This window comes from Halorubrum tibetense, assembly GCF_055396225.1.
The window spans coordinates 1,607,439-1,633,127 of sequence record NZ_AP043742.1; the positions used below are offsets into that span (position 1 = coordinate 1,607,439).

Sequence of the window (25,689 nt, forward strand, 5' to 3'; positions counted from 1 at the left end):
GCTCGTCCAACAGGTATATGAGATGAATCATGTCGAATACGCGTACACGACCGGAATGGACGACGAGTCGGTCGAACAACGACTACGAACGGCCGATTCGGGTGTCCTCGCGCTGGCGACCGGTAACGACGCGTACGCGATTCCGTTGGCACACTACTACGACGGGGACGGCCTTTACTTCCGGCTGGGGCTGACCGAGGGGGGCACGAAACGGACGTTCTTGGAGTCGACCGAGACGGCGTGTTACGTCCTGTACGGTGCGGACCCGACGAACGACCCGAAGGCGTTCGACTCGTGGAGCATCGTCGTCAGCGGACGCCTCACGGACCTCACGGAGGCCGATCGCCAACGGTTCGATACGGCCGAGATCAACGACTGTTTCTCCCCGATCCGCGTGTTCGACGAGGCCATCGAGGACATCGAAGTGACCGTCCGCAAACTCGACATCGAGCGGATCTCCGGTCGTACCACCGAGAACTGAGCTCCGGCGGCTCCCGTCTCCGTGTTCGACGAACACCACCACGAGAACGGTCGATGCCCGGCGAACTACGCTACTTGGACCGTCCGTGTCGCGCGCACGGGCATCAACGGCAGGTCGGGGAAGACGACCTCGACGACGAACTCCAGCTCGTCGGCGTCCGGCGGGCCGAACACGCCAACTGGGACGGTCGTCTCGCCGTCGAGGTACGTCGTCGTTGCGGTCATCTCCACGTCGTTGACCGTGACGCGGATCCCGACGCGCCCGGCTCCGTCGGTCGTGGCGATGCCGACCTCACACAGCTCGTTCTCGCCGGTCGCGATCCGGTCGGGGAACGACCCCCAGTCCACCGCGACCCGGGGGCAGTCGCGTGCGGCCTCGACCACCCGTTCGGCTACGGAGTCGCTCATCCCGGCGTTCGCGAGCGCCTTGGAGCCGGCATCGACGACGGCTGCGGGGGACGTGAGCCCCGCGGCAGCGAGCCGGTCCGCCCGCTTCGCGCCCACGCCGTCGATCGCGGTCAGCGCGACCGCCTCCTTGGCGACCCCGTGTTCCACCCGCGCCTCGACCCGGCACGCGAGGTTCGCCGCTCGGGAACCGGCGAACCGGTCGAGGAACTCCGAGAGCGCGGCCAGGAGTCGGAGCGCGTTCTGCCGGATCACCCACGCGTCCGACCGGAGATCAGAGGGCGTCGCGTCCGCCATGCTCGCGAGCAGGATGGCGAACACCTTTCGATGGCCGTCCTCGAGCGTGGTGTCGCGGCCGTCGAGGACCCGGTCGATCGCGTCGGACTCGGCCGAACGCGCGGAGACGGAGTCGAACTCCCCGGCGGCGGCCACCGTTTCGAGGACGGCGTCCGCGGTGAGCCGCTCGCTGTCGGCGAGCGCCCGGAACTCACGGGCGGTGTCGAGCCGAAGGTAGTACTTCGAGGCGAGCCGTCCGAGCGCGGTCGGCTCGACCGCGAGGTCGTCGCCGGCGGCCACGAACCCGTCCGCGATCAGCGAGTCGAGCGTGTCGCGGACGCGGTCCCGAAGCCCCTCGAACCCGTACTCCTCCGGCTTCGACCGCGCGCGGACGTAGTAGAAGGTCGTCTCCAGCCAGTCCATCACGTCACCCAATCCACGGATCGTCCCCATCGACACCTCCGCGTTGAGGTGGGATTCGAGGTCGCCCGCCAGCCGTGACTCGATCTCTTTCCCCTCGCGGAGCAGCCGCCGGTACTTATCTGCGTCCGAGCGGTCACAGACGACCCAGCCGTATCCCACGTCGTCGTAGCCGGGCCGTCCAGCCCGTCCGAGCATCTGGAGCACGTCGAGCGGGGAGATGTCCGTCTCCCCCTCTAGCGGGTCGTGGTACTTCGTATCGCGGATCACGACACACCGCGCCGGGAGGTTCACCCCCCACGCCAGCGTCGAGGTGGAAAAGAGCAACTTGATCTTCCCTTCTTTGAACCACGCCTCGACGCGGTCGCGGTCTTCCTTGCCGAGCCCCGCGTGGTGGAAGCCGACCCCGTCGAGCACCGATTGCCGGAGCGTGTCGTTCGACAGCGATTTCGCCTCGTTGTGGAACTCGTAGTCGCCGCGCGAGTCGATCGGGATGTCCCGCTCCGTGATCTCGTCGCGCGCCTTCTTCGCCGCCTGTACCGTGTCCTGTCGCGAGGAGACGAACACGAGCGCCTGACCGTCCTCGCGGACGTGTGGCTCGGCCAGGTCGAGTGCGCGGTAGAGCCGTCGGTACTTGTCCGCGAACGCGTTCGACCCGTGACTGTACGTTTTTACGCCGGTCTCCAGCTCGACGGGTCGGTACTCGTCGCCGAACTCGTACGTCGTCTCCGGCGGCGCGTCGAGCCACTCCGCCACGTCCCCGATGTTCGGCATCGTCGCCGACAGCGCGACCACTCGAGGGTCTTGGAGGCGCCGGAGCCGCGAGACGGTGACTTCGAGCACCGCGCCGCGCTTCTCGCTGTCGAGGAGGTGGACCTCGTCGATGACGATACAGTCTATGTCGGTGATAAACGAGTAGCGCGCGGAGTCGTGTTTCCGGGTCGCGCTGTCTGCCTTCTCGGGAGTCGTCACCAGCACGTCCGCGCGCTCGGCGCGGCGGGGGTTGAGGTCGCGCTCGCCGGAGACGACGTACACGGAGTAGCCCAGCTCCTCGAACCGCTCCCACTCGCTCTCCTTCTCGTTGGTGAGCGCGCGGAGCGGCGCGATAAAGAGGGCCGTGCCGCCCTCCGAGAGGGTCTTACAGATCGCGAGCTCGGCCAGCGCGGTCTTCCCCGAGGCGGTCGGCGCGGACGCGACGACGTTGTGGTCCGATTCGAAGATCCCGGGCAGCGCCTCCCGCTGCATCCGGTTGAACTCCTCGAACCCGAAGGCGTCGGCGAACTCCGGCACCGCGTCCGCGACCTTCACGCCACACCACACCCGTGGACGAGTCGACGGTCACCGCGGCTGGTTCGCATTGGATCGAGTCGGGGGCTTCGAGGGCAAAGGCGTTTCTCATGCCGACGGACCCGACCGTTTACGTACCGGCGCGTCGACCCACCGGTATGATCCCGTCGTCGCCGATCGTCTATGGGGCCGGTGTGGCAGCCGTGCTCTTCGTCCTGTTCGTCGTCGTTCGCCGACTTCGTGCCCCCTCCTCGGACGCACGCGAGTCGAAACGGGCCCACGAGGCCGCACAGGAGCGCGACCCGCCGGTCGAGATCGGCGAGACGTACGAGTTCGGCGTGACCGAGCTCACCGACCATCACTCCGGCAACGAGGTCGCCGTCGGCAAGGTCGAGGGGTTCGTCGTCTTCACCGCGGACATCCCTCGGGACCTCCAGCCTGGAGACGTGATCCGTGCGAAGGTGCTCTCGTTCAATCAGGGACGAACGTCCGCCGACGCGACGTTCGTAACGAAAGCATGACCGGACCCGGTAGGCACGCCGCGGCCACCTCCGCTTCGAACATGAGGTTCATACGTAATGCCGACGAAGGTGTGCCGTAATGGCTCAGGCCGGGAATCAGGACCTCACAGAGCGGTTCATTCAGTTCTACCGCAACTACTATCGCGAGGAGATCGGCACCCTCGCACAGAACTACCCCAACGAACAGCGCTCGTTGTACGTCGACTACGACGACCTCTTCCAGTTCGACCGGGACCTCGCCGAGGACTTCCGCAGCAAGCCGGACCAGATGCGCGAGTACGCCGAGGAGGCGCTGCGACTGTACGACCTCCCTGCCGACGTCAGCCTCGGCCGTGCCCACGTCCGAATCGAGAACCTCCCCGAGAGCATCGACATCCGCGGGATCCGCGTTCACGACGACCACATCGGGAAGCTCGTCTCCGTACAAGGGATCGTCCGTAAGGCGACCGACGTCCGCCCGAAAGTGACCGAGGCCGCCTTCGAGTGCCAGCGCTGTGGCACGATGACGTACATTCCCCAGAGCGACGGCGGTTTCCAAGAACCCCACGAGTGTCAAGGGTGTGAACGGCAGGGCCCGTTCCGCGTCAACTTCGACCAGTCGGAGTTCATCGACTCCCAGAAGCTGCGAATCCAGGAGTCGCCCGAGGGACTGCGCGGCGGCGAGACCCCCCAGTCGCTCGACGTCGACATCGTCGACGACGTCACCGGAAAGGTGAGTCCTGGCGACCACGTCACCTGCGTCGGTGTCCTCCACATCGAACAGGTCGAGCAGGGCAACGAGAAGTCCGCCATCTTCGATCTGTACATGGACGGGGTTTCGATCGCTATCGAGGACGAGGAGTTCGAGGACATGGACATCACGGAGGCGGACAAACGCGAGATCATCGAACTCTCCAATCGCGACGACATCTACGAGGCGATGGTCGATTCCATCGCGCCCGCTATCTACGGTTACGAGGAGGAGAAGCTCGCGATGATCCTCCAGCTGTTCTCGGGCGTCACCAAACACCTCCCCGACGGCTCGCGGATCCGCGGCGACCTCCATATGCTCCTTATCGGCGACCCTGGTACTGGCAAATCTCAAATGATTTCGTATGTAGAAAACATCGCACCTCGCTCCGTCTATACGTCCGGTAAAGGCAGCTCTGCAGCAGGCCTTACCGCTGCAGCCGTCCGCGACGACTTCGGCGACGGCCAGCAGTGGTCGCTCGAAGCCGGTGCGCTCGTCCTCGCAGACAAGGGAATTGCCGCAGTCGACGAGCTGGATAAGATGGACTGTGTCACCGGTGACACGCTGGTCTCGTTGGCGGACGGACGCGTGGAGCGCATCGACGAACTGGCGCGAGAGGTCGCCGAGGACGGCGAGATCGAGGAACTCTCGAACGGTCGACGCATCCGCAACATCGACCTCGACGTCTGGACGATGGACGGGAGTGGGCAGCTGGTCGAACGGTCCGTCTCCGCAGTCCACGAGTACGACGCACCGTCGGAGCTGACACGGGTCACGATGGAGACGGGTGAGTCGCTGACGGCGACGGCCGATCACCCGTTCTTCGTCCTCGATGACGGGGAGCGCATCGAGCGCGAGGCGGCCGCGATCGACGACGGCGACTGGGTGTACGTCCCCCGCGAGGTTCCGACGAAGGCTGCCGATGGTGCCGGGACGGCGGTAATGGCGGGCGGCGACGAAAGCGTCGAACTGCTTGACGACGACGGAATCGACGCCGCCATGGCGAGCGTCCTCGGATACCTCTCCGGCGACGGGAACGTCTACTACGACCGCGAGGAGGGCGTCTACGGCGTCCGGTTCACCAACACCGACGACGAACTGCTCGACGACTTCGAGCGAGCCGCACGGACGACGTTCGGCGTCGAGCCGGTCCGCCCGCCGAGCGAAAAGCGCGACGGCGGAGTCGAGACGGTTCGCGTCACTGGGAAAGAATACGCCGACGCCGTCCTCGACGCAGGGATGAACCTCGGTCGATACGACGAGAAGTGCTTCCCGACGGCCGTCTCGGCCGGGAGCCGCGCGGCCAAGGCCGCGTTCGTCCGTGCGCTGGCAGACAGCGAGGGCCACGTCGACGAGTCGGCGGGCAACGTTCGGATAGCCTCGGCGAGCCGGGAGCTCCTCCGAGGCGCTCGGAACCTCCTCTTACAGTTCGGTGTGTCGAGCCAGCTCCAGCACCGCGAACGAGACGGTGGTCGCGACGTGTTCTACCTCACGGTGACCGACGCGGATTCGCTCACATCATTCCGGGATCTCGTCGGATTCACGGCCACGCGAAAGGCCGAGGCCCTCGACCGCGTCGTTGATTCAGCCGACGGTGATCGCACGATTCTCGACGTGATTCCGGATATCGGCGACGCGCTCGCGCGGTCTCGCGATTCGCTCCGGCTTCATCAAAGCGAGTGCGGTCTCGACGCGGTCACGTATCACGACTTCGAGAGAGGGGATGTGAACGTCTCGCTCCACCGCGCCGGCCGGGTCCTCTCGGCGTTCGAAGATCGACGAGAGACAGCCGTCGAGGACCGGTGTCGACTCAACGAGAAACCGACGTGGGAGACGATTTCAGACCTCCGACACCGGTACCACGTCTCGCAGTCCGAACTCGCGGACGGAACCGCGTTGTCCCAACAGCAGATCTCTCGTGAGTGGGGCGAACGCGACGAGGTCCGTCGGACGGTGGCCGAGCGGCTCCGTGCGATCCTCACCGAAGTCGCGGAGACCGACTTGGACGACCTTCGTGATCTCGTCCAGGGAGACGTGAAGTGGCGTCGGGTGGGATCGGTCGAAACCGTTCCGCCCGAGTCGACCGAACACCGTGGCGAGGTGCTCCGACAGCGTCTCGCAGACCTCATCGGGGGGCCGGTGGAGAGGGTCGAAGAGCGCGCTCGCGAGCTGCTCGACCGCGGTCCGATCGGCGAAACACGGGCGGAACTCTCGACGGCGCTCGACGACTACGGAGTCAGTCAGGCGGACGTAGCGTCGGGGCTCGACGTGAATCAGGCGACGGTGTCGCGGTGGCTGTCCGGCACCGTCGAAACGGACTGTCTTGACGACCTGCGCGATGCTATCGCCGAGGAGGCCGACGCCATGAAAGCGGAACTGCGGTCAATACTGGCGCGGATCGAGGATGGGCGGCGACCGAAGGTGTACGATCTGACCGTCGAGGAGACACACAACTTCGTCGCGAACGGAATCGTCGTTCACAACTCCTCCGACCGCTCTGCGATGCACGAGGGGCTCGAACAGCAGCAGATCTCCGTCTCGAAGGCGGGGATCAACGCGACGCTGAAGGCCCGGTGTTCCCTGTTGGGCGCAGCCAACCCCAAGTACGGCCGGTTCGACCAGTACGAGCCGATCGGCGAGCAGATCGACCTGGAGCCCGCGCTCATCTCCCGGTTCGATCTCATCTTCACGGTGACGGACAGCCCGGACCCCGAACACGACTCCCGGCTGGCGAAACACATCATCAAGACGAACTACGCGGGCGAACTCAACACCCAGCGCACGGAGCTGGCGAGCTCGGAGTTCACCTCCGACCAGGTCGCGGAGGTGACACAGGAGGTCGCCCCGGAGATCGACGCCGAGCTGCTCCGGAAGTACATCGCGCACGCGAAACGGTCGTGTTACCCGACGATGACCGAGGAGGCGAAAGAGCTGATAGAGGAGTTCTACGTCGACCTCCGGTCGAAAGGGGCCGACGAGGACGCGCCCGTGCCGGTCACCGCGCGGAAGCTGGAGGCGATGGTACGGCTCTCGGAGGCGAGCGCGCGCGTCCGGCTCTCGGACACGGTCGAACGCGAGGACGCGGACCGCGCGACCGACATCGTCGAGTCGTGTCTCAAAGACATCGGCGTCGACCCCGAGACGGGCCAGTTCGACGCGGACGTCGTCGAGACCGGGACCTCGAAGAGCCAGCGCGACCGCATCAAGAACATCAAAGGGCTCATCGCCGACATCGAGGAGGAGTACGAAGAAGGCGCACCCGTGGAAGAGGTGCTTGACCGCGCCGGCGAGATCGGGATGGACCCCGGGAAAGCCGAGCAGGAGATCGAGAAGCTCCGCACGAAAGGCGAAGTGTACGAGCCGAAGCAGGGCCACCTGCGGACGACGTAGATGGACCGGATCTCTGCGCTGCGGAACGTCGAGGACGCGCTTCGTGCCTTCGAGGAAGGGGATGTCGACCTCACGGAGGCGGAGCGTCGGGTCGCCGCGACGCTGCGGACGTACGCCTCCGAGCTCGACGGCGAGGACGACGTGTTCCGCGCGGTTGGGGACCCCGCGGTCGACGGGCGGGTCGTCGTCGCTGCATCGGCCCCGGCGGCGCGGGAACGGGTACTCGCGGCCGCGGGGATCGATCCGGACCGGATCGACGACGAGGGCGACGTGCCGGAGTTCGACGTTGAACGGGTCTGAAACGTTCGGCGTCGTCGTTTCAGATACCGACTACGACACCGTTCGGAAGCGATTTATTCGGGACCCGAGCAGTGACGCTCGTGTTGTTGGTCGTGACGTATTCGTCGGCTGCCCGGACCGGGCTCCGTAACGCCTGTCGTCGCCACGACGATCAGGTCGCTCGACGGTTCGGCCGAGCGGCACTGTTCGAACCGACCGCGTACGGCGCGTTCCTCGCATTGCGTCTCAGGGAGACGCACGGTGACGACGTCCAGATCGAACGGACCGAACCATTCAACGAGTTCCTTGCCGTGGACGAGGCGGTCCGTGACGCGGCAACCGCGTACGCGAACCGCGAAACGCGGTCGACACCGTACGCGTCGTTCGCCGCGGGGACGGACTACCCCGACCCGGACTCCCTACGAGGGCGCGAGCTGTGAGCCGGTCGGATTCCGGGGGTAATGCGGGCGGCGGGACTCCCGGACTCGGTATCCCGTCACCGGAGGCGGTGCTGGGGACGGTTCCAACCGATCGCTCCGTGCGTGTCTCTCTAGCGGCCGCCGCCCGATCTCGGGGGCGGACCGCTTCGCTCGCGTCCGAGATCGCCCAGCTTCGAGAGGAGATCGCGTCGATCACGGTCCCGACGGTTGACCTCCAGAGCGCCCGTCGCCAGCTGGCCGATGCGACCGGGGAGGAGGGTCGGCTGAAAGAGCGCGTCGCGACCATCCGTGGGGACGTCCGGGCCCGACGGGCAGTCGACGCCGACACGGCGGCGTCGATCGCGGAGTTACAGGACGCGGCCGCGGCCCTGTCCGTCGCACAGACGGATCGCATCGCGGCCGAACAAGGGCTCGAACAGGCACGCAGGCGGGCGAAGCAGGCGCGCGACGAGCGTGAGCGCCGCCTCCGTCTCACCGACCGGCTTCGAAACCGCCGGCGGGACGCCCGAACCGAGCTCGCGAACTCGATATATCCGGCGTTTCGGGAGGCTCTCCCTGCCGTGCCGGAAGGCGATCTCGCGACGCCCGGACGCGACGCGAGCGAGTACGAGGGGTCGCGGGTCGCCGCGTCGCTCGCGGCGGTTCGGATCGCTTCGATCGATGGACCAGTCTCGCTCAGTCCCGCGGTCGTGAGCGCCTTCGAGTCGTGGGACGGGCCGCCGGCGGAGCGAGTCCTCGGTGTCCGGACAACGCGCCCGGAGCTTTAGATACCATGCCGAGCCAGCCACCGCATGAGCGTCGATCTCTCGTGTACCGTCGACACCGTCGATGGCGTCTGCTTCGTCGCCTGTCGAGTCCGAAACGACGCCGACGTCCCCCGGCGCGTTCGGATCGATAGCCGGCTCAACGGACCGGTTCTACCACCGCGCCGCTCCGGCGTCCCGGAGGCCGGGTGGGACCGTGACGGCGTCACCCTTCGGCTCGAATCCCGGGAAACCCGCGGTGTCGGGTTCGCATCGCCGGCTACGCCGGTCGACCCGCCCGCCACGGTCGTCGGGGTCGATACGCTGGACGCGGTAGACCCGCCGGATGCGACGGACGTGACGCACGAAGACGGAGAGTTGGAGGTCGCGGAGGCGATCCGGACGCTCGGGACACATCGTCCGCCGCGTGCCGCCGTCCGAGCTGGTGGTCCGGCCGTCCGAGTTGGTGGTCCGGCCGTCCGAGCTGGTGGTCCGGCCGACTCGGAGCCCGCAACCGCGATACAACACGACGATTCCGTCGGTTCTACCGACCAAGAGAACCCGGAGTCCGTCTCGGTGAGACGTGTCGCCGAGGGGGACGGCGACAGTGCGTCCGAATACCCCTCCGTGAGGCCCCATGCTGACGAGAACGAGAACGGACCCGGTGTCGACGCGAACGAGGAAGGCCCTCGAATAGGAGGCCCCCGTACCGACGAGGAGGAGGGGGGCTCTGACGTCGACGACGATGGTGGTTTCTCGCCGATCGGACCCGTCCGTCTCGACCAGTGGTTCGCGGCGGTGGAGCGACGGGTCGACCGCGCGGAGCGACTCGCGGACGCCGATCTTGACGCTGCGACGGAGCACGTCGCCGCCATCGGTGGTGTCGACGCGGTCGCGGCCCTCGACGAGCGGGTCGATGCCGACGCGGCGTTGCTCCGCCGGGTAAGCGACCGGGCGGCCGAGCTGGCGGACCGCGCCGAGGCGACGGACGCGCCCGTGGCGGCGTTGGAGCGGCTCTCGTGATCCTCGCCGTCGCGGGCGGGAAGGGCGGGGTCGGGAAAACCACGCTCGCGTACAACGTCGCCGCCGCGCTCGACGCGGTCGTCGTCGACGCCGACCTCGGGATGGCGGACCTCCCCGGTGGACGCGGACCGGACCTCCACGACGTCCTCGCCGGCCACGCGGCAGTGACGGAGGCGGTCCGTCCCGGCCCGGTCGACGTGGTCCCCTGCGGGCGGACGCTCGCCGGCGCTCGGGCGGCCGACCTAACGAACCTCACCGCGGCCGTGGCGGCCATCGAGCGCGAACACGGGACCGTCGTGATCGACTGCCCGGCTGGGCGACGGGCGGACGCCGGGGTGCCGCTCGCGGTCGCGGACGCCTGTCTGATCGTCGTCTCCCCCCGGGCGTTCGCGCTGGCGGACGCGATCAAGTCTCGGGCGCTCGCCCGGGAACTAGCTGCCGGCCTCGTCGGCTGTGCGGTCAATCGCGTGACCGACGATCCGCCGACGGACGCGATCGCGGACGCCCTCGGCGCGCCGGCGGCGGTCGTGCCCGCGGACCCGCGCGTCGGCCGGTCCGTCGTGGCGGAGGAACCAGTCGTCGACGCCGCACCGGACAGCGAGGCCACAGCGGCGATCCGGTCGTTGGCCGATCGGGTCCCGCGCTGACGGAGTTCCGCGCTGACTGCTCGAGACCAACGCTGGCTGCTCGGGATCACCGCCGATCGACTGAGACACGCACTGACAGACTGAGACCCGCACCGACGGACTGGGGCTCGCACTGACCGACACGGGGATCGGTCGGGTCGGCGAGCGAGACCGGGTGGTTTTAGCGGCCGCGCCCCAGAGACACGGCCGATGCTTACGGCCGCGTTCCTCGTCTCCGTCGGCGTCGTCGCGTTCCTCGCGGTCGAGGTCGGCCCGCTGATCGTCAACGACCGGTTCCGCGAGCTCCGGGAGCCGACCGACCCGGAACGGGCGGCGCTCGACGCGCTCCGTGAGGCGGCTGGGCTCGACGTCGACCGGGTCGCGATCGTCGAGACGAGCGGGTCGGAGTCCGTCGACGTCGCCGTCCGGGGTCCACCGCGCAGGCGGGTGCTGTTCGTCACCGACTACGTGCTCGACGAGCTCGACGAGGACGTCGCGATCGGGCTCCTGGCCGCGGAGTCGGGGCGAGTCGACGCCTACTACGGGGAGTTCCGCGCAGTCGCGGTGGCGGCCGTCGTCGGCCTGCTCGCGGCGATCGTGACGACGGTCGTCCCGTTCGGCTCGGGGTTCACGGCGGTCATCGCCGTCGGCCTCGCGTCGTTCTGGGTCGGCCGACGCGTCCAGTACGCCGCGGACCAGCGGGCGGCGGACGTCGCCGGGGGCGCCCGCGTCGCCGACGCGTTCGAACACGTCGCGGCGTTGCGTGGGGTCGAACCGGAGACCGGCGACTGGTCGACGTGGTTCGAAGTCCAACCGCCGCTCGGCGACCGGATCGCCGCGCTTCGGGACCGCGACGACCGGGAGTGACGAGCGCGTTTCTCGCCGAACACAACACATAACTCCCGGCGCGGGCCACGTGGCTGTATGCCACCCGAACACACGGCTGGCGGGATCGCCCGCACGAGCGACGGCGACGCGTTCGGGGCCTTCTTCGGCTGAGTCGCGCGCGGCGGATCCGTCCCGCGGCGGGAGGGTGAAACCGGGCGACTCGGCCCGCGGTCGCGCGGCCCCGTCCGGCGGGAGCCGCGACGGCCGCCACGCATCGCGCCGGCAACGTGCCGGAACCGTTACCACGCAGCCACACACGTATCCACACAACCGAATGCGACTCCCGGAACGACAGCTCGCGGTCCTCGAAGCCGCGAGCGCGACGGACGAACGGACGATAGACGACCTCGCGGCCGAGACGGGGTTGAAACCCGAGACGGTCACCGGCGCGGCGTTCGACCTCCGCGACGAGGGCCTCGTCGAGGTATCGGAGACGACCGTCGATGTCGCGACCCTCTCCGACGAGGGGCGCGAATACCTCGACGAGAGTCTCCCCGAGACTCGCCTCTTCCGCGCCGCGCTCGACGCGGGCGCGGCGGACGACCCCGTCTCGATGGGCGAGGCAATCGGCCGTGCCGACCTCGCCGGCCCCGAGGTCGACATCGCGTTAGCGAACTTCCCGCGGAAAGGGTTCGGCTCGGTCGACTCGGGCGAGCTGACGATCGACCCGTCGGTCGATCCCGACGACGACCCCGAGGTGACGGCGCTGGCGGCGCTCGGCGACGACGCCAACGGCGATGTAGCCGACATCGATCTAGCCGACATCGACGTCGACGACGACGTCCTCGACCGACTCGCCTCGCGCGGGCTGGTCGAGATCACGGAACGGACCACCCGATCGGTCACGCTGACTGACGAGGGCGTCACGGCGCTGATGGAGGGCGTCGAGGCCGCGGAGACGGTCGGGCAGGTCACCCCGGAGCTGATCGCCAGCGGCGAGTGGCGCGACGTCGAGTTCAGCGAGTACGACGTGACCGCCGACGCCCCCGCGGTCGGCGGCGGTCGAAAGCACGTGCTTCGGCGGACCGCGGACCGGGTGAAGGACGTGCTCGTCGGGATGGGGTTTCAGGAGATGGAGGGCCCCCACGCCGACAGCGACTTCTGGATCAACGACTGCCTGTTCATGCCGCAGGACCACCCGGCTCGGACCCACTGGGACCGGTTCGCGCTCGACGTGCCGCCGATGGACGACATCCCCGAACAGCTCATCGAGCGGGTCGAGTCGGCGCATCGCGACGGGTACGGTGCGGACGGTGACGGCTACCACTCCCCGTGGTCCGAGGCGTTCGCTCGGGAGGTGGCGCTGCGCGGGCACACGACCTCGCTGTCGATGCGCTACCTCTCCGGGTACGCCGGCGCGGAGCTGGAGCCGCCACAGCGCTACTTCTCCGTCGAGAAGGTGTATCGGAACGACACGCTCGATCCGACCCACCTGCTGGAGTTCTTCCAGATAGAGGGGTGGGTGATGGCGGAGGATCTCTCCGTGCGTGACCTGATGGGGACGTTCGAGGAGTTCTACCGACAGTTCGGTATCACCGACATCCGGTTCAAGCCGCACTACAACCCCTACACCGAGCCTTCCTTCGAGCTGTTCGGGAAACACCCCGAGACCGGCGAGGAGATCGAGATCGGCAATTCCGGTATCTTCCGCGAGGAGGTGACCGGGCCGCTCGGCGTCGACTGCGACGTGATGGCGTGGGGACTCGCCTTGGAGCGGCTCGCAATGTTGACCACCGGCGCGGAGGACATCCGCGACCTCCACGGGACGCTGGCCGACATCGAGTTCCTACGGAACGCGGAGGTGAGCTACTGATGCCCGTCGTCGATGTCGATCCCGACGAGCTGCGGCAGCTCACCGGCCACACGGACACGGACGACGAGACGTTCAAGAACGATCTGTTCGGGCTCGGTCTGGAGTTCGAGGGGGAGACCGACGACGGCGACCTCCAGTTCGAGTTCGCGCCCGACCGGCTCGACCGGCTGAGCGTCGAGGGCGTGGCGCGGTCGCTCCGCTACCACTACGGCGACGACCGCGGCGTGTACGTCCCGGACACCAACGACGCCGAGTGGACGATCGAGGTCGACGAATCCGTCCCCGACGAGCGTCCCTACGTGACGGGTGCGGTGGTTCGCGGCGTCGATCTGGACGAAGCCGCTCTCGACTCGCTGATCCAACTCCAAGAGAAGCTCCACGCGACCATGGGTCGCGGTCGCGCGAAGGGCGCGATCGGGATCCACGACCTCGCGATGGTGAAGGGCGCGCCGCTGAAGGAGGGCGCGGAGCGGTCGATCACGTACCGCGGCGTCGACCCCGACGGCGACACGTTCGTTCCGCTCGACGCGAACGACGAGTTGAGTCCGGCGGCGGTCCTCGAAGAGCACGACACCGGCCGCAAGTACGCGGACCTCGTGCGCGAGTACGACCGCTACCCGGCGATCTACGACGAACTCGGGCTGTTCTCGTTCCCGCCGGTGATCAACGGGAAGCGGACGGAGGTGACGACCGGCTCCCGCGAGCTGTTCGTCGAGCTCACCGGCACCGACCAGTGGACGATCGACAAGATGTGTACGATCGTCTGTTACGCGCTCTCCGCACGGGGTGCGACGATAGAGGAGGTGGAGGTCGAGTACGCCGACGGCGCGGCCTATCCCGCGGAGTACGGCCCGGAGCTGCTCCGGCCGAACCTCGAGATCGACGAGAAGTCGGTGAGCCACGACCGGATCGAGACGCTGCTCGGCGTCGAGTTCGAGCCGGAGGACGTCGTCGACTGCTTCGAGCGCTCGGGGCTGGACGCGACGTACACCCTCGACGAGGACGTGGTGTACGACGTCGAGATCCCGCCGTACCGTGTCGACGTGCTCCACCCGCTCGACCTCGTCGACGACGTTGGTCGGGCGTACGGGTTCGGGAACCTGGAGCCGAGATACCCGGACATCGGTACCGTCGGCAGGCGTCACGAGCGGACACGACTGGAGGACGCCGTCCGGACGAGCCTCGTCGGCCTCGGCTTCGAGGACCTGTTGAATTTCCACATGACGAGCGGGGTCGAGAACTACGACCGGATGAACGTCGAGGCGGGGACCGATGTCCTCGGCGGCGGCGAGCCCGTGTCGATCACGGAGCCGTACAGCGAGGAGTACACCCAGCTGCGGACGTGGGCGCTCCCGTCGCTTCTGTTGCTGTTGGAGGGGAACACCCACAACGCCTACCCGCAGGACGTCTCGGAGATCGGCTTCGTCGCCGAGCGCGACGAGACGGAGAACACGAACGTCGCGGAGGCCCGCCACGTCGCCGGCGCGGTCGCCCGCCGCGACGCCTCCTACGAGGCGGCGAAGGGCCGTCTCCAGTCGGTGTGTGACGACTTCCGTGCCGACCTCTCGACGCCGCCCACGGACCACCCGTCGTTCATCGACGGCCGGGTCGCCGAGGTCGTGGTCGACGGCGACTCCGTCGGCGTCGTCGGCGAGCTCCACCCCGCGGTGCTCGTCGAACACGACCTGGAGGTGCCGGTGGCCGCCTTCGAGTTCGACCTCGACGCGCTGCGGTAGGTCGGGTTGTGGGCGGTCGGGTTGTGGGCGATCGAGCCGTTGGTCGCACCGGGGTCGAGTTTTTGTCGACCGCGCCGTGAACACCTCGTATGCCCCTCCACGCGATACCGACCCCGCTCCGCCACCGACGCCCGTCCGACGAGAGCGAGCTGTCCGCGTCCGAACGGGTCGCGTACGCGGTCGTCTGTGTCCTCTCGGGAGCGTACACGCTCCTCGTTGCCGCGGCCGCGTTGCTGACGGGGCCGGTCGTCGTCGACGCCGTCGTCCCCCATGGAACCGTGACGGCTGCCGTGTACGGCGGGTTCGGCGCTCTCGCGGTCGCCAGCGGCCTCGCGTTGTACCGTCGGTGGGTGTTCGGGTGGATCGGCGGGACCGTCGCGCTGACCGCCATCGTCGTATGGGGACTCGTTCTCGCCGCGGACGGTGCCGTCCACGGGCTGTTGACGGCGATCGCGCTCTCGCCGGCGCTATGGCGGCTCGCGGCCGATCGGCCGCGGGTCGGTTTATAAGGGTCGTCGAGGGTTCCGTCCGTGTTTATAAGCGTCGTCGAGCGCCTCGGAGAGCATTTATAAGCGGAGTCGGCCGCTCCGCTACGCCTCGAACCCGTCCTCCCACCGGAACGTGCCGTTCCGCTGGACGACCTCGCCGTCGACGGCCATGAACGAGTCCTCGCTCACGTCGGTTATCATGTCGACGTGGACCGCGCTGTCGTTCCCCGACTTCCCGTCCGGAAGGCAGGCGTCGTAGGCGCGGCCGACCGCCATGTGGACGGTGTCGCCCATCTTCTCGTCGAAGAGGATCGAGTCGGTGAACCGATCGATGCCGCGGTTCATGCCGATCCCGAGCTCTCCGAGGCGGCGCGCGCCCTCATCGGTATCGAGTACGCCCGCGAGCGCGCCCTCGCCCGCGCCCGCGGAGAAGTCCACGACCTCGCCCCCTTCGAACGTGAGGTGGACGTTCCGCACTCGGGTCGCGTCGATCGTCATCGGCACGTCGAAAAACGCCTCGCCCTCGGTGTCGTACGGGGCGGTGAACACCTCGCCGCTCGGCAGGTTATGCGAGTCGTACGCGACGGAGGCCGCGGAGTTGACGGCGGTTCGCCCCGCGATCGACATCGTGATATCGGTGTCGGGCGCGTCGTCGCGCTCGGTGACGATCCGCACCTCGCTGCCGGCGTCCAACACCTCCTTCATGTGGGACATCTCCGCGGCCAGCGACTCCCAGTCGCGCAGGACGGCGTCGTACACGAAGTCCTGATACTCCTCGTAGGCCATTCCCGCCTGCTGTGCGAGGCTGCGCGTGGGGTGAACTGTCGACACCCAGTCGGTGTCCATTCGGGCCTCGCGGACCTCTTTCCGGGCTTTGGCGTAGACTTGGCGGGTGCTGCTCGCGACATCGGCCGAGGCGGTGGTGTTGCGACCGCCCCCGATCCGGAGGTAGGCGTCTGCCGCCTCGAAGATCGCCCGATCGACGGCGGGGTCGTTGTCGAACTCGGGGACCTCGGCGTTATCGCCGTCGGCTCGTGTCTCGGCTCCTTTTAAATACGCGCGGCCGATCTCGTCGGAACCGTACAGCGTCGTGACGTTTACCCCGCGTTCGCCGAGCGCTTCGGCGACGGCGACGCCCAGCTCGTGGGCGTCCTCGGCGACGCTCACGACCACGTCGTCACCGGCTTCGACCCGCGCGCTCCAGTCGACGAGCAGCTCCGCGTGTTCCCTGACGCGTTCGTCCATACCGTCTCGTCTCGGGGACCCTTGAAAAAGGCGTCCTCGCCGGCCGGACCGGCCGCGACCCGGTCGGCCGACTGTGACACTCACCCGGGACTCACCCGACTACGAGCGCTCGCCCGGCCATCGGGGATCGGCGATCCGAACGACCCGTATCGCTCGCCAAGCGCCGTGTGAACGGTCCACAGCCCGGAAACCGGACCGCTATCCTTTTACGCCGTCGTCCGGAATCGGGTATACAGTCTCGCCACGATGCGCACCGAGGACGGAGTCACGATCTGTGTTCCGTCCTCGGTCGTCCGGGAAGCCGAGGACGACCGCGAGGCGACTCGCAAACTCGGCTACGTCGCCCGTGCGGCGGCGGTGTTCCGGGCGGACCGGCTCGTCGTCTTCCCCGACCGGGAAGGTGAACGCCGCCGGGGCGGGGAGTACGTCCGAACCGTGCTGGGGTACGCCGCGACGCCCCCGGCGCTCCGGAAGGAGCTCTGGGGGGAACGCGACGCGCTCCGGTACGCCGGCGTACTGCCGCCGCTCCGCGTGTCATGGCGGACCGGCTCGTCCCCCGACGGGGAAGAGTCGACAACACAGGGACTCGTGACCGAGGTCGGACCTGAAGGCCGCGTTCGGGTCAATTCCCCGCTGCGGGAACACCCGATCTCCCTGCTCGTCCCCTCCGGAATGGAGGTCGAGCGGGGGGAGCGCGTCACCATCAGGGTCTCTTCGAGAGAACCGGTCCGCGCCCGCATCACCGGAAAACCGGCGAACGGTTTTCAGGTCGTGGGAGCGGACCTTTCGGAAGCGCTCGGCGGCGACGGACTCGCCGTCGCGACGTCGCGGTACGGGGAGGAGCTCTCCGTCTCGCGACTGGGCGATATCGTCTCGGACGCGCGCGAAGCCGGCGGGTACACCGTCGCTTTCGGCGCGCCCGAACGGGGGCTTCCGGAGATGCTCGGGGTATCACCCGAGACAGTCCAGGCGGCCGTCGCCGACGGCCGCCGCGTCGAACCCGATCCGGGGTTCGACCTCTGGTTGAACACGATCCCGGCACAGGGCAGCGGGGTAGTCCGAACGGAGGAGGCTCTGTTCGCGACCCTCGGCTCGCTCACACTCACGGAGTAAACACATGCCACAACCAAGCCGACCACGAAAAGGCTCGCTGGGCTACGGCCCACGCACCCGCGCCGACAGCGAGGTGCCGCGCATCCGCTCGTGGCCAGACGACGATGGGGCCCCCGCACTGCAGGGGTTCGCCGGCTACAAAGCCGGGATGACCCACGTCATGATGGTCAACGACGAGGCGGACTCGCCCCGGGAGGGGATGGAGGAATCCGTCCCCGTCACGGTGGTGGAGACGCCGCCGATGCACGCCGTCGCCGTGCGAGCCTACGAACAGACGCCGTACGGACAGAAACCCGTCGCCGAGGTATGGGCCACCGAGTTCCACGAGGAGCTCGACCGCGCGCTCGACCTCCCGATGGAGGACACCTTCGAGACCGACGCCGCCGAGCTGCGCGAGCTGCTCGACGACGGCGTCGTCGACGACGTTCGTGCGATCACGCACACGTCGCCCTCGGAGCTCGCGAACGTCCCGAAGAAGAAACCCGACGTCATGGAGACGCGCGTCGGCGGCGGCTCCCTCGCGGAGCGCGCCGACTTCGCGCTCGAACTCGTCGAGGCGGGCGGCGCCCACGAGTTCGGCGACGTCTTCCGGGCCGGACAGTACACCGACGTCTCCGGCATCACGAAGGGGAAGGGGACGCAGGGTCCCGTCAAGCGATGGGGCGTTCAGAAACGGAAGGGGAAACACGCCCGTCAGGGATGGCGGCGTCGGATCGGTAACCTCGGTCCGTGGAACCCCTCCCGCGTCCGCTCCACCGTCCCCCAGCAGGGCCAGACCGGCTACCACCAGCGCACCGAGCTCAACAAGCGCCTCATCGACTTCGGCGAGGGCGACGACGCCTCCGTCGACGGCGGCTTCGTCAATTACGGCGAGGTCGACGGCGAGTACGCGCTCATCAAGGGCTCGCTGCCGGGGCCGGAACAGCGTCTGCTGCGGTTCCGCCCGGCCATCCGGCCGAACGACCAGCCGCGCCTCGACCCCGAGGTCCGGTACGTATCCACCGCATCCAACCAGGGATAACCAATGAACGCAACAGTACACGACCTGGACGGCGGGGACGCGGGCAGCATCGAGCTGCCGGCGATCTTCGACACCGCGTTCCGACCGGACCTCATCGGTCGCGCGGTCTCCGCCGCACAGGCTAACCGGAAACAGGCCTACGGTGCCGACGAGTTCGCCGGGCTGCGAACCCCCGCGGAGTCGTTCGGCTCCGGTCGCGGGCTCGCACACGTCCCGCGCTCCGAGAACGTCGCTCGCCGCGTCCCGCACGCCGTGTCGGGCCGCCGCGCGCACCCGCCGAAGGCCGAGAAGGACCAGACGAAGAAACTCAACGACAAGGAACGACAGCTCGCCGTCCGGTCGGCCATCGCGGCCACCGCCGACGCCGAGCTCGTCGCCGAGCGCGGCCACGCGTTCGACGAGGACCTCGACCTCCCGCTCGTGGTGAGCGACGAGTTCGAGGACCTCGAGAAGACCCAGGACGCCCTGGGCGTGCTCGAAGCCGTCGGCGTCGATGCCGACATCGAGCGCGCCGAGGACGGACGCTCCGTCCGCGCGGGACAAGGGAAAGCCCGCGGCCGCAAGTACCGCCAGCCGAAATCGGTGCTCGTCGTCACCAGCGAGACGCCGTCGCGTGCCGCCCGCAACCTCGCGGGCGTTGACGTCGCGACTGCGGGCGAGGTCAACGCGGAGGACCTCGCGCCCGGTGCACACCCGGGTCGACTCACGCTGTGGACCGAGAGCGCGGTCGAGGAGGTGGCCGACCGATGAGCTCGATCATCGAACACCCGCTCGTGACCGAGCAGGCGATGAACGAGATGGACTTCAAGAACAAGCTGCTGTTCCTCGTCGACGTCGACGCGACGAAACCGGAGGTCCGCGACGAAGTGGAGCGCCGGTACGACGTGGTCGTCGACGATGTGAACACGCAGGTGACGTCGAAAGGCAAAAAGAAGGCGACGGTCACGCTGTCGGACGACGACGACGCGACCGAGATCGCCTCCCGTATCGGGGTGTTCTGAGATGGGACGACGAATCCAAGGACAGCGGCGTGGACGCGGCGGCCCGACGTTCCGGGCCCCGTCCCACCGCTACAAGGCGGAGCTGTCGCACAAAACACTCGAGGACGCCGACACGATCAGCGGCGAGATCGTCGGGATCGAACACGACCCCGCCCGCTCGGCTCCCCTCGCGGAGATCGCGTTCGAGGACGACGACCGTCGCCTCGTGCTCGCGCCGGAAGGCGTCAGCGTGGGCGACACGATCCAGGTCGGCGTGAGCGCGGAGATCAAACCCGGCAACACCCTGCCGCTGGCGGAGATCCCCGAGGGGGTCCCCGTCTGTAACGTCGAGAGCAACCGGGGCGACGGTGGGAAGTTCGCCCGCGCGTCGGGCGTCTCGGCGACGCTTCTCACCCACGACCGTGACGTCACGGTCGTCCAGCTGCCGAGCGGCGAAGTGAAGCGGCTCGACCCGCAGTGCCGCGCCACGATCGGCGTGGTCGCCGGCGGTGGACGGACGGAGAAGCCGTTCGTCAAGGCCGGCAACAAGCATCACAAGATGCGAGCACGTGGGACGAAGTACCCGCGCGTTCGCGGCGTCGCGATGAACGCCGTCGACCACCCGTTCGGTGGCGGTGGCCGACAGCACCCCGGCAAGCCGAAGTCCGTCTCGCGGGACGCCCCGCCGGGACGGAAGGTCGGTGACATCGCATCCAAACGCACCGGACGAGGTAGCAACAAATGAGTTCCGAATACCGTACCGGCCGCGAGGGCAAAGAGTTCGCCTACCGCGGTCACTCGCTCGACGAGCTGCAGGAAATGGACGTAGACGAAGTCGCGGAACTGCTCCCCGCACGCCAGCGGCGAAGTATCACGCGAGGGCTGGGCGTCGAGCACGAGAAACTGCTCGAGAAGGCCCGCAACCGCGACAAAGAGGAGACCGCCGACGACCCCATCCGGACGCATCTGCGCGACATGCCGATCCTGCCGGAGTTCGTCGGTATCACCTTCTCCGTGTACAACGGCCACAGCTTCGAGCGCGTGCAGGTCGAACCCGAGATGATCGGTCATTATCTCGGCGAGTTCCACCTCACTCGAAGCACCGTTTCACACGGCCAGGCCGGCATCGGCGCGACCCGGTCCTCGAAGTTCGTGCCCCTCAAGTAACCCATGGGAATCAATTACAGCGTCGAGGCCGACCCGGAGACCACCGCCAAGGGGATGCTCCGCGACCGGCCCATCAGCGTGAAGGACAGCAAGGAGATCTCCCGGGAGATCAAAGGCGAGACCGTCGCCGACGCCGAGGAGTTCCTCCACGCCGTCATCGACGAGGAGCGGTCGGTCCCGATGCGCCAGCACAACGCTGGCGCGGGCCACCGGTCCGACATCGACGGGTGGGACGCGGGCCGATACCCCGAGAAGGCCGCGAAGGACTTCCTCAAGCTCCTAGAGAACGTCAAGAACAACGCGATCGAGCAGGGGTTCGACGGCGACGAGATGGTTATCAAACACGTCGCCCCGCACAAGGTCGGCGAGCGACCGGGTCGGAACCCGCGCGCGGCGGGTGCCACCCAGTGGAACACGACGCTCGCGGACGTCGAACTGATCATCGAGGAGCCGGAGGGTGACGACTAATGGCTGACGAACACCAATTCATCGAGGACGGCCTTCGCCGTTCACAGATCAACGAGTTCTTCGCCGACGAGCTCGGGCGCGCCGGCTACGGCGGCATGGACGTCGCCAAGACGCCGATGGGCACCCAGATCGTCCTCAAGGCGGAGAAGCCCGGGATGGTCATCGGGAAAGGCGGGAAGAACATCCGGAAGATCACCACGGAGCTGGAAGAGCGATTCGGGATGGACGACCCCCAGATCGACGTTCAGGAGGTCGACGAGCCCGACCTGAACGCCCAGATCGTCGCTGACCGTCTCGCCAACGCCCTCGAACGGGGTTGGTACTTCCGGAAGGCGGGTCACACGACGATCGACCGGATCATGGACGCCGGCGCGCTGGGCGCCGAGATCGTCCTGAGCGGGAAGGTCACCGGCGCGCGTTCGCGTGTCGAGAAGTTCAACCGGGGCTACATCAAACACAACGGCGAGCCCGCCCAGGAGGTCGTCGACCACGGCCAGGGCGTCGCCGTGATGAAACTCGGCACCATCGGGGTCAACGTGAAGATCATCCCGCCGGGTGCGAAGCTCCCGGACGACTTCGATATCCGTGAGGACGCCGAGGTCCCGGAGGTCGAACAGGCCAGTGCGGGCGCCGACGAGGGCGTCGAAGCGCTTCTGGAGGAGGAACCCGAGGATGTCCCGGACGTCGGGGCCGACGACGACGTCGAGGTCCCGGATGAGGACCCGGCGGACGTCATCGACGAGGAAGTCGTCGAGGAGGTCGTCGAAGAGGCCGCCGACGCCGGCGGTGACGCGACGGACGTTCCTGCCGAGGAGCCGGTCGAGACCGGCGATGTCGACGGTGAACCGGACGAGCTCGACGAGCTCGACGAGGAGATCGAGTCCGAGGCGGCCGACTTGGTCGCGGAGATGGAAGCCGCCGACGACGAGGAGGACGAGTAACAATGGCTATCCTCTACACCGAAGAGATCCGTGACATGACCGCCGCCGAGCGGGAGGTCGAGCTGGAGGAGCTCGAGACGGAGCTCCTCAACACGAAGGCACAGCAGGCGGCCGGCGGGATGCCCGAGAGCCCGGGCCGCATGAACGAGCTGAAGAAGACGATCGCGCGGATCAAGACGATCCAGCAGGAAGAAGGCGACTTCGACGACGAGTAACGATGATCTCCCCCGAAACGCTCACACGGCACGAACTCGTCGGCCTCCCGGTTCGGGTGGCTGACGCCGACAGCGACGCCCACGTCGGGATCGCGGGTCGCGTGCTGTTCGAGACGGTCAACACCCTCGTGGTGCGGACCGGATCGGGGGATAAACGAGTGCCCAAGCGGGGCACGACGTTCGAGTTCGCGGTCGTCGAGACGGCGACCGCACGCACAGATGAAGCCGCCGACGACGGCCAGTCGTCGGGGTCTGCGTCCCAACTCGGGTCGGATACTACGGGGGTCCGCCCCCGTCAGTCCGGCCCGTCCGAGTCCACAACCGTCGTCGTCGGTGACGACGCGGGCTCGGCGAGCCGGCGAGGCGAGTGCAAAGGCGTAGGCTACGTTACGGTGGATGGTACGCGGCTGCGGGACCGGCCCGCCGAACGCACCGAACGAGGAGTCTCACAATGGCGATAGGAATAGACGTACCCATGCCTCCGGAACCAACGGACCCGGAGGATTACGACTACGAGAAGTGCCCCTTTTACGGGGAGCTTCCCGTCCGCGGCCAGCTCCGAGAGGGGACGGTCGTGTCGACGGATATGGAAAAGACCGTCATCGTCGAGCGAGAATACGACGTGTTCGTACCGAAATACGATCGGTACATGAAGCGTCGGTCGCGCATTCCGGCACACGTGCCGGGCGTGCTCGACTCGCTCGAGGAAGGTGACGAAGTGACGATCGCGGAGACGCGACCGCTCTCGAAGACGAAATCACACGTCGTCGTCGAGAACCTGTCGGGTGATCAGTGATGGAGGCGCTCAAAGCCGACGTCACGCCGGGCCTCTCGAAGGGGTCGCTCATCACGTGTGCCGACAACACCGGCGCACGCGAGCTCAAGGTGATCTCCGTGTCGGGGTACTCCGGCACGAAGAACCGACATCCGAAGGCGGGTATCGGCGATAAGGTGACCGTATCGGTCACGAAAGGGACGCCGGAGATGCGGCGGCAGGTGCTGGAGGCGGTCGTCGTCCGCCAGCGCAAGCCGATCCGCCGTCCCGACGGTACGCGGGTCCGATTCGAGGACAACGCGGCCGTCATCATCGACGACCTCGACGAACCGCGCGGGACCGAGATCAAAGGTCCCGTCGCGCGTGAGGTCGCCGAGCGATACGGGAGCATCGCGTCGACCGCGACGATGATCGTATAACAATGACGAAACAGCCACGCAAACAACGAAAACGGTCGGAGACCGCGTCGCTTCACGAGCGACAGCGACAGGTCCGAGCCACGCTCACGGACGAACTCCGCGAGGAGTACGGCCAGCGAAACGTCCGCGTCAACGCGGGCGACACCGTCGAGGTACTCCGCGGCGACGCCGCGGGCACCGAGGGGGAGGTCCTCTCGGTCGACCTCACGGACGAGCGGATCACCGTCGAGGACGTGACCGTCGAGCGAGCGGACGGGGAAGAGGCTCCCCGCCCGCTCCCGGCGAGCAACGTCCGCGTGACGGAGCTGGACCTCACGGACGAGCGTCGCGAGGCGCGGCTCCAGGAGGACAACGAATGACGCGACATCAGAAACGACTGGCAGTACCGAACTCATGGCCGGTCGAGCGGAAGACCCAGACGTTCACCGTGAAGGCCGGCGCCGGCCCGCACGGTGAGGACGGGGTTCCGCTCGTCGTCCTGCTGCGGGACGTGCTCGGCTACGTCGACTCGACGAAGGAGGCGCGCTACGCGCTGAACACCGACTCGGTCCTCGTCAACGGGGACGCGATCTCGGACGAACAGCGTCCGATCGGGATGTTCGACATCCTGGCGTTCCCCGTTCGCGGGGAGTACTTCCGCGTCTTCCCCGACGAGGGGGGTCGGCTCGCGCTGACGCCCATCGACGAGGAGTCCGCGGGCAGCCGCCTCGGGAAGGTCGTCAACAAGACGGTCGTTCCCGGCGGCGACGCCCAGCTGACGCTCCACGACGGCACCAACGTGCGTGTCGATGTCGACGCCGACTACGACACCAAGGACTCGATCGTCATCGACAACGAGTCGAAGGAGATCGTCGCCCACTTCGAGTACGAGGAGGGCGCGCTCGTCACCGCGGTCGCCGGCCAGCACGCCGGCAGCATCGGGACGATCGAGACGATCGACGTCACCCTCGGATCGGGCTCGAACACCGTTGTCGTCGGCGACGACGGTGACGGGTACGAGACCGTCGAGGAGTACGTCGTCGTCATCGACGAGAACTTCACGGACGACGAGGACGCCGCGGAGGCGGCGGCCGAGTCCGACGCCGACGAGGCGGGTGAGAGCGATGAGTGACGCCGAGACCGTGACCCACGAGATGCGCGAGCCGACCCTCGAGAAGGTCGTCGTCCACATGGGCGTCGGCCAGGGCGGTGAGCCGCTCGCGGACGCCGAGGAGATCATCGAGGAGATCACCGAACAGCAGTCCGTTCGGACCACCTCGAAGCGCACCATCGCCGAGTTCGGGATCCGCAAGGGCGACCCGATCGGCGTCAAGGTGACGCTTCGCGGCGAGGACGCACACGAGTTCCTCGAGACCGCACTCGATCTGGTCGACGTTGCGGAGAGCCAGTTCGACGACACGGGGAACCTGAGCTTCGGGGTCGAGGACCACACCGACTTCCCGAGCCAGGAATACGACCCGAACATCGGTATCTACGGGCTCGACGTGACGACGACGATCGTCCGGCCGGGGTACCGCGTCGCCAAACGCGACAAGGTCACCCGATCGATCCCGTCGAACCATCGGATGACCGCCGAGGACGCGATCGCGTTCCTCGAAACGAACTTCGACGTGGAGATAACGGCATGAGTGAAGCGAACAACGAGACGGGCGAGCACGCGGCGAAACGCACCGGTCACCGGCACTCGTGCCGGCGGTGTGACCGCGAGCAGGGGTTAGTCGGCAAGTACGACATCAACCTCTGCCGGCAGTGCTTCCGCGAGGTCGCTCGAGACATGGGATTCGAGAAGTACAGCTGATC

General features: G+C 67.7%; 30 protein-coding genes. 28 read left to right on the plus strand and 2 right to left on the minus strand.

Translation table 11 applies throughout. The features are described 5' to 3' along the window. The first annotated feature begins 22 nt into the window (after positions 1 to 22). Complete coding sequence (locus ACZ5TV_RS08120) at positions 23 to 481, plus strand: pyridoxamine 5'-phosphate oxidase family protein (RefSeq protein WP_379780953.1); 459 nt, start codon at positions 23 to 25, stop codon at positions 479 to 481. A 65-nt stretch (positions 482 to 546) separates the two neighbouring features. Here ACZ5TV_RS08120 and ACZ5TV_RS08125 read toward each other — a convergent pair whose 3' ends face one another. Beyond that, positions 547 to 2,889, minus strand: coding sequence for a DEAD/DEAH box helicase (locus tag ACZ5TV_RS08125; protein ID WP_464383687.1), 2,343 nt, complete (start codon positions 2,887 to 2,889; stop codon positions 547 to 549). Positions 2,890 to 3,026: 137 nt separating this feature from the next. Here ACZ5TV_RS08125 and ACZ5TV_RS08130 point away from each other — a divergent pair, with 137 nt between their 5' ends. The 11 genes from ACZ5TV_RS08130 (at position 3,027) to ACZ5TV_RS08180 (ending at position 15,566) form a co-directional block, all read left to right on the plus strand. Further along, the gene (locus ACZ5TV_RS08130) at positions 3,027 to 3,389 is read left to right on the plus strand and encodes a TRAM domain-containing protein (RefSeq protein ID WP_379780783.1); all 363 of its coding nucleotides are present in this window, start codon (positions 3,027 to 3,029) and stop codon (positions 3,387 to 3,389) included. Between the two features lie 79 nt (positions 3,390 to 3,468). After that, on the plus strand, positions 3,469 to 7,509 hold the full coding sequence (locus ACZ5TV_RS08135) for an LAGLIDADG family homing endonuclease (RefSeq protein WP_379780785.1): 4,041 nt from the start codon (positions 3,469 to 3,471) through the stop codon (positions 7,507 to 7,509). Further along, positions 7,510 to 7,809, plus strand: coding sequence for a DUF7854 family protein (locus tag ACZ5TV_RS08140; protein ID WP_379780787.1), 300 nt, complete (start codon positions 7,510 to 7,512; stop codon positions 7,807 to 7,809). An 80-nt stretch (positions 7,810 to 7,889) separates the two neighbouring features. Continuing rightward, a complete protein-coding gene (locus ACZ5TV_RS08145) occupies positions 7,890 to 8,228 on the plus strand; it encodes a DUF7855 family protein (protein WP_379780789.1) in 339 nt (112 codons plus the stop codon). Beyond that, complete coding sequence (locus ACZ5TV_RS08150; protein ID WP_379780791.1) at positions 8,225 to 8,995, plus strand: DUF7856 family protein; 771 nt, start codon at positions 8,225 to 8,227, stop codon at positions 8,993 to 8,995. The genes ACZ5TV_RS08145 and ACZ5TV_RS08150 overlap by 4 nt, the downstream gene beginning before the upstream one ends. A gap of 24 nt (positions 8,996 to 9,019) precedes the next feature. Beyond that, positions 9,020 to 9,994, plus strand: coding sequence for a DUF7857 domain-containing protein (locus ACZ5TV_RS08155; protein WP_464383688.1), 975 nt, complete (start codon positions 9,020 to 9,022; stop codon positions 9,992 to 9,994). Beyond that, positions 9,991 to 10,641, plus strand: coding sequence for a nucleotide-binding protein (locus ACZ5TV_RS08160; protein WP_464383689.1), 651 nt, complete (start codon positions 9,991 to 9,993; stop codon positions 10,639 to 10,641). The genes ACZ5TV_RS08155 and ACZ5TV_RS08160 overlap by 4 nt, the downstream gene beginning before the upstream one ends. 189 nt (positions 10,642 to 10,830) lie before the next feature. Continuing rightward, positions 10,831 to 11,487 (plus strand): M48 family metalloprotease, encoded by a 657-nt coding sequence (locus ACZ5TV_RS08165; protein ID WP_464383690.1) that lies wholly within the window; start codon positions 10,831 to 10,833, stop codon positions 11,485 to 11,487. A 295-nt stretch (positions 11,488 to 11,782) separates the two neighbouring features. After that, positions 11,783 to 13,321 carry a phenylalanine--tRNA ligase subunit alpha gene (pheS, locus tag ACZ5TV_RS08170; protein WP_379781262.1) on the plus strand — a complete coding sequence of 513 codons (1,539 nt, stop codon included), beginning with the start codon at positions 11,783 to 11,785 and terminating at the stop codon, positions 13,319 to 13,321. Beyond that, positions 13,321 to 15,057 carry a phenylalanine--tRNA ligase subunit beta gene (pheT, locus tag ACZ5TV_RS08175; protein WP_379781260.1) on the plus strand — a complete coding sequence of 579 codons (1,737 nt, stop codon included), beginning with the start codon at positions 13,321 to 13,323 and terminating at the stop codon, positions 15,055 to 15,057. The genes pheS and pheT overlap by 1 nt, the downstream gene beginning before the upstream one ends. 89 nt (positions 15,058 to 15,146) lie before the next feature. Next, the gene (locus ACZ5TV_RS08180; protein WP_379781258.1) at positions 15,147 to 15,566 is read left to right on the plus strand and encodes a hypothetical protein; all 420 of its coding nucleotides are present in this window, start codon (positions 15,147 to 15,149) and stop codon (positions 15,564 to 15,566) included. Positions 15,567 to 15,647: 81 nt separating this feature from the next. On the opposite strand, the gene ACZ5TV_RS08185 is transcribed toward ACZ5TV_RS08180, so the two are convergent. After that, positions 15,648 to 16,790 carry an aminopeptidase gene (locus ACZ5TV_RS08185; RefSeq protein ID WP_379781256.1) on the minus strand — a complete coding sequence of 381 codons (1,143 nt, stop codon included), beginning with the start codon at positions 16,788 to 16,790 and terminating at the stop codon, positions 15,648 to 15,650. Positions 16,791 to 17,036: 246 nt separating this feature from the next. Here ACZ5TV_RS08185 and ACZ5TV_RS08190 point away from each other — a divergent pair, with 246 nt between their 5' ends. From ACZ5TV_RS08190 to ACZ5TV_RS08265, 16 genes are read left to right on the plus strand one after another with little or no spacing between them, the layout of a single operon-like run. Beyond that, the gene (locus ACZ5TV_RS08190; RefSeq protein WP_379781254.1) at positions 17,037 to 17,903 is read left to right on the plus strand and encodes a putative RNA uridine N3 methyltransferase; all 867 of its coding nucleotides are present in this window, start codon (positions 17,037 to 17,039) and stop codon (positions 17,901 to 17,903) included. 4 nt (positions 17,904 to 17,907) lie between these two features. Then, positions 17,908 to 18,924: a 50S ribosomal protein L3 gene (locus tag ACZ5TV_RS08195; RefSeq protein WP_379781252.1), complete on the plus strand. Its 1,017-nt coding sequence runs from the start codon at positions 17,908 to 17,910 to the stop codon at positions 18,922 to 18,924. A 3-nt stretch (positions 18,925 to 18,927) separates the two neighbouring features. Then, complete coding sequence (gene rpl4p / locus ACZ5TV_RS08200; protein ID WP_464383691.1) at positions 18,928 to 19,674, plus strand: 50S ribosomal protein L4; 747 nt, start codon at positions 18,928 to 18,930, stop codon at positions 19,672 to 19,674. Continuing rightward, the gene (locus ACZ5TV_RS08205; protein ID WP_379778450.1) at positions 19,671 to 19,925 is read left to right on the plus strand and encodes a 50S ribosomal protein L23; all 255 of its coding nucleotides are present in this window, start codon (positions 19,671 to 19,673) and stop codon (positions 19,923 to 19,925) included. Before rpl4p ends, ACZ5TV_RS08205 begins: the two co-directional genes overlap by 4 nt. A gap of 1 nt (position 19,926) precedes the next feature. Further along, a complete protein-coding gene (locus ACZ5TV_RS08210) occupies positions 19,927 to 20,649 on the plus strand; it encodes a 50S ribosomal protein L2 (RefSeq protein ID WP_379778452.1) in 723 nt (240 codons plus the stop codon). Further along, the gene (locus ACZ5TV_RS08215) at positions 20,646 to 21,071 is read left to right on the plus strand and encodes a 30S ribosomal protein S19 (RefSeq protein ID WP_379778454.1); all 426 of its coding nucleotides are present in this window, start codon (positions 20,646 to 20,648) and stop codon (positions 21,069 to 21,071) included. The genes ACZ5TV_RS08210 and ACZ5TV_RS08215 overlap by 4 nt, the downstream gene beginning before the upstream one ends. A 3-nt stretch (positions 21,072 to 21,074) precedes the next feature. Next, positions 21,075 to 21,539 (plus strand): 50S ribosomal protein L22, encoded by a 465-nt coding sequence (locus ACZ5TV_RS08220; protein ID WP_379778456.1) that lies wholly within the window; start codon positions 21,075 to 21,077, stop codon positions 21,537 to 21,539. After that, positions 21,539 to 22,480, plus strand: coding sequence for a 30S ribosomal protein S3 (locus ACZ5TV_RS08225; protein ID WP_379778458.1), 942 nt, complete (start codon positions 21,539 to 21,541; stop codon positions 22,478 to 22,480). The genes ACZ5TV_RS08220 and ACZ5TV_RS08225 overlap by 1 nt, the downstream gene beginning before the upstream one ends. Positions 22,481 to 22,482: 2 nt before the next feature. Beyond that, a complete protein-coding gene (gene rpmC, locus ACZ5TV_RS08230) occupies positions 22,483 to 22,695 on the plus strand; it encodes a 50S ribosomal protein L29 (RefSeq protein ID WP_379778460.1) in 213 nt (70 codons plus the stop codon). Between the two features lie 2 nt (positions 22,696 to 22,697). After that, the gene (locus ACZ5TV_RS08235; protein WP_379778462.1) at positions 22,698 to 23,156 is read left to right on the plus strand and encodes a ribonuclease P protein component 1; all 459 of its coding nucleotides are present in this window, start codon (positions 22,698 to 22,700) and stop codon (positions 23,154 to 23,156) included. Next, positions 23,147 to 23,491 (plus strand): 30S ribosomal protein S17, encoded by a 345-nt coding sequence (locus tag ACZ5TV_RS08240; protein WP_379778464.1) that lies wholly within the window; start codon positions 23,147 to 23,149, stop codon positions 23,489 to 23,491. The genes ACZ5TV_RS08235 and ACZ5TV_RS08240 overlap by 10 nt, the downstream gene beginning before the upstream one ends. Continuing rightward, positions 23,491 to 23,889: a 50S ribosomal protein L14 gene (locus ACZ5TV_RS08245; RefSeq protein WP_379778466.1), complete on the plus strand. Its 399-nt coding sequence runs from the start codon at positions 23,491 to 23,493 to the stop codon at positions 23,887 to 23,889. Before ACZ5TV_RS08240 ends, ACZ5TV_RS08245 begins: the two co-directional genes overlap by 1 nt. Before the next feature lie 2 nt (positions 23,890 to 23,891). Next, entirely contained in the window at positions 23,892 to 24,248 is a 357-nt protein-coding gene (gene rplX / locus ACZ5TV_RS08250; protein ID WP_379778468.1) for a 50S ribosomal protein L24, read from the plus strand. Beyond that, a complete protein-coding gene (locus ACZ5TV_RS08255; protein WP_379778470.1) occupies positions 24,245 to 25,000 on the plus strand; it encodes a 30S ribosomal protein S4e in 756 nt (251 codons plus the stop codon). The genes rplX and ACZ5TV_RS08255 overlap by 4 nt, the downstream gene beginning before the upstream one ends. Next, entirely contained in the window at positions 24,993 to 25,517 is a 525-nt protein-coding gene (locus ACZ5TV_RS08260; protein WP_379778472.1) for a 50S ribosomal protein L5, read from the plus strand. Before ACZ5TV_RS08255 ends, ACZ5TV_RS08260 begins: the two co-directional genes overlap by 8 nt. Then, a complete protein-coding gene (locus tag ACZ5TV_RS08265) occupies positions 25,514 to 25,687 on the plus strand; it encodes a 30S ribosomal protein S14 (RefSeq protein WP_379778474.1) in 174 nt (57 codons plus the stop codon). Before ACZ5TV_RS08260 ends, ACZ5TV_RS08265 begins: the two co-directional genes overlap by 4 nt. Positions 25,688 to 25,689 lie beyond the last annotated feature (2 nt).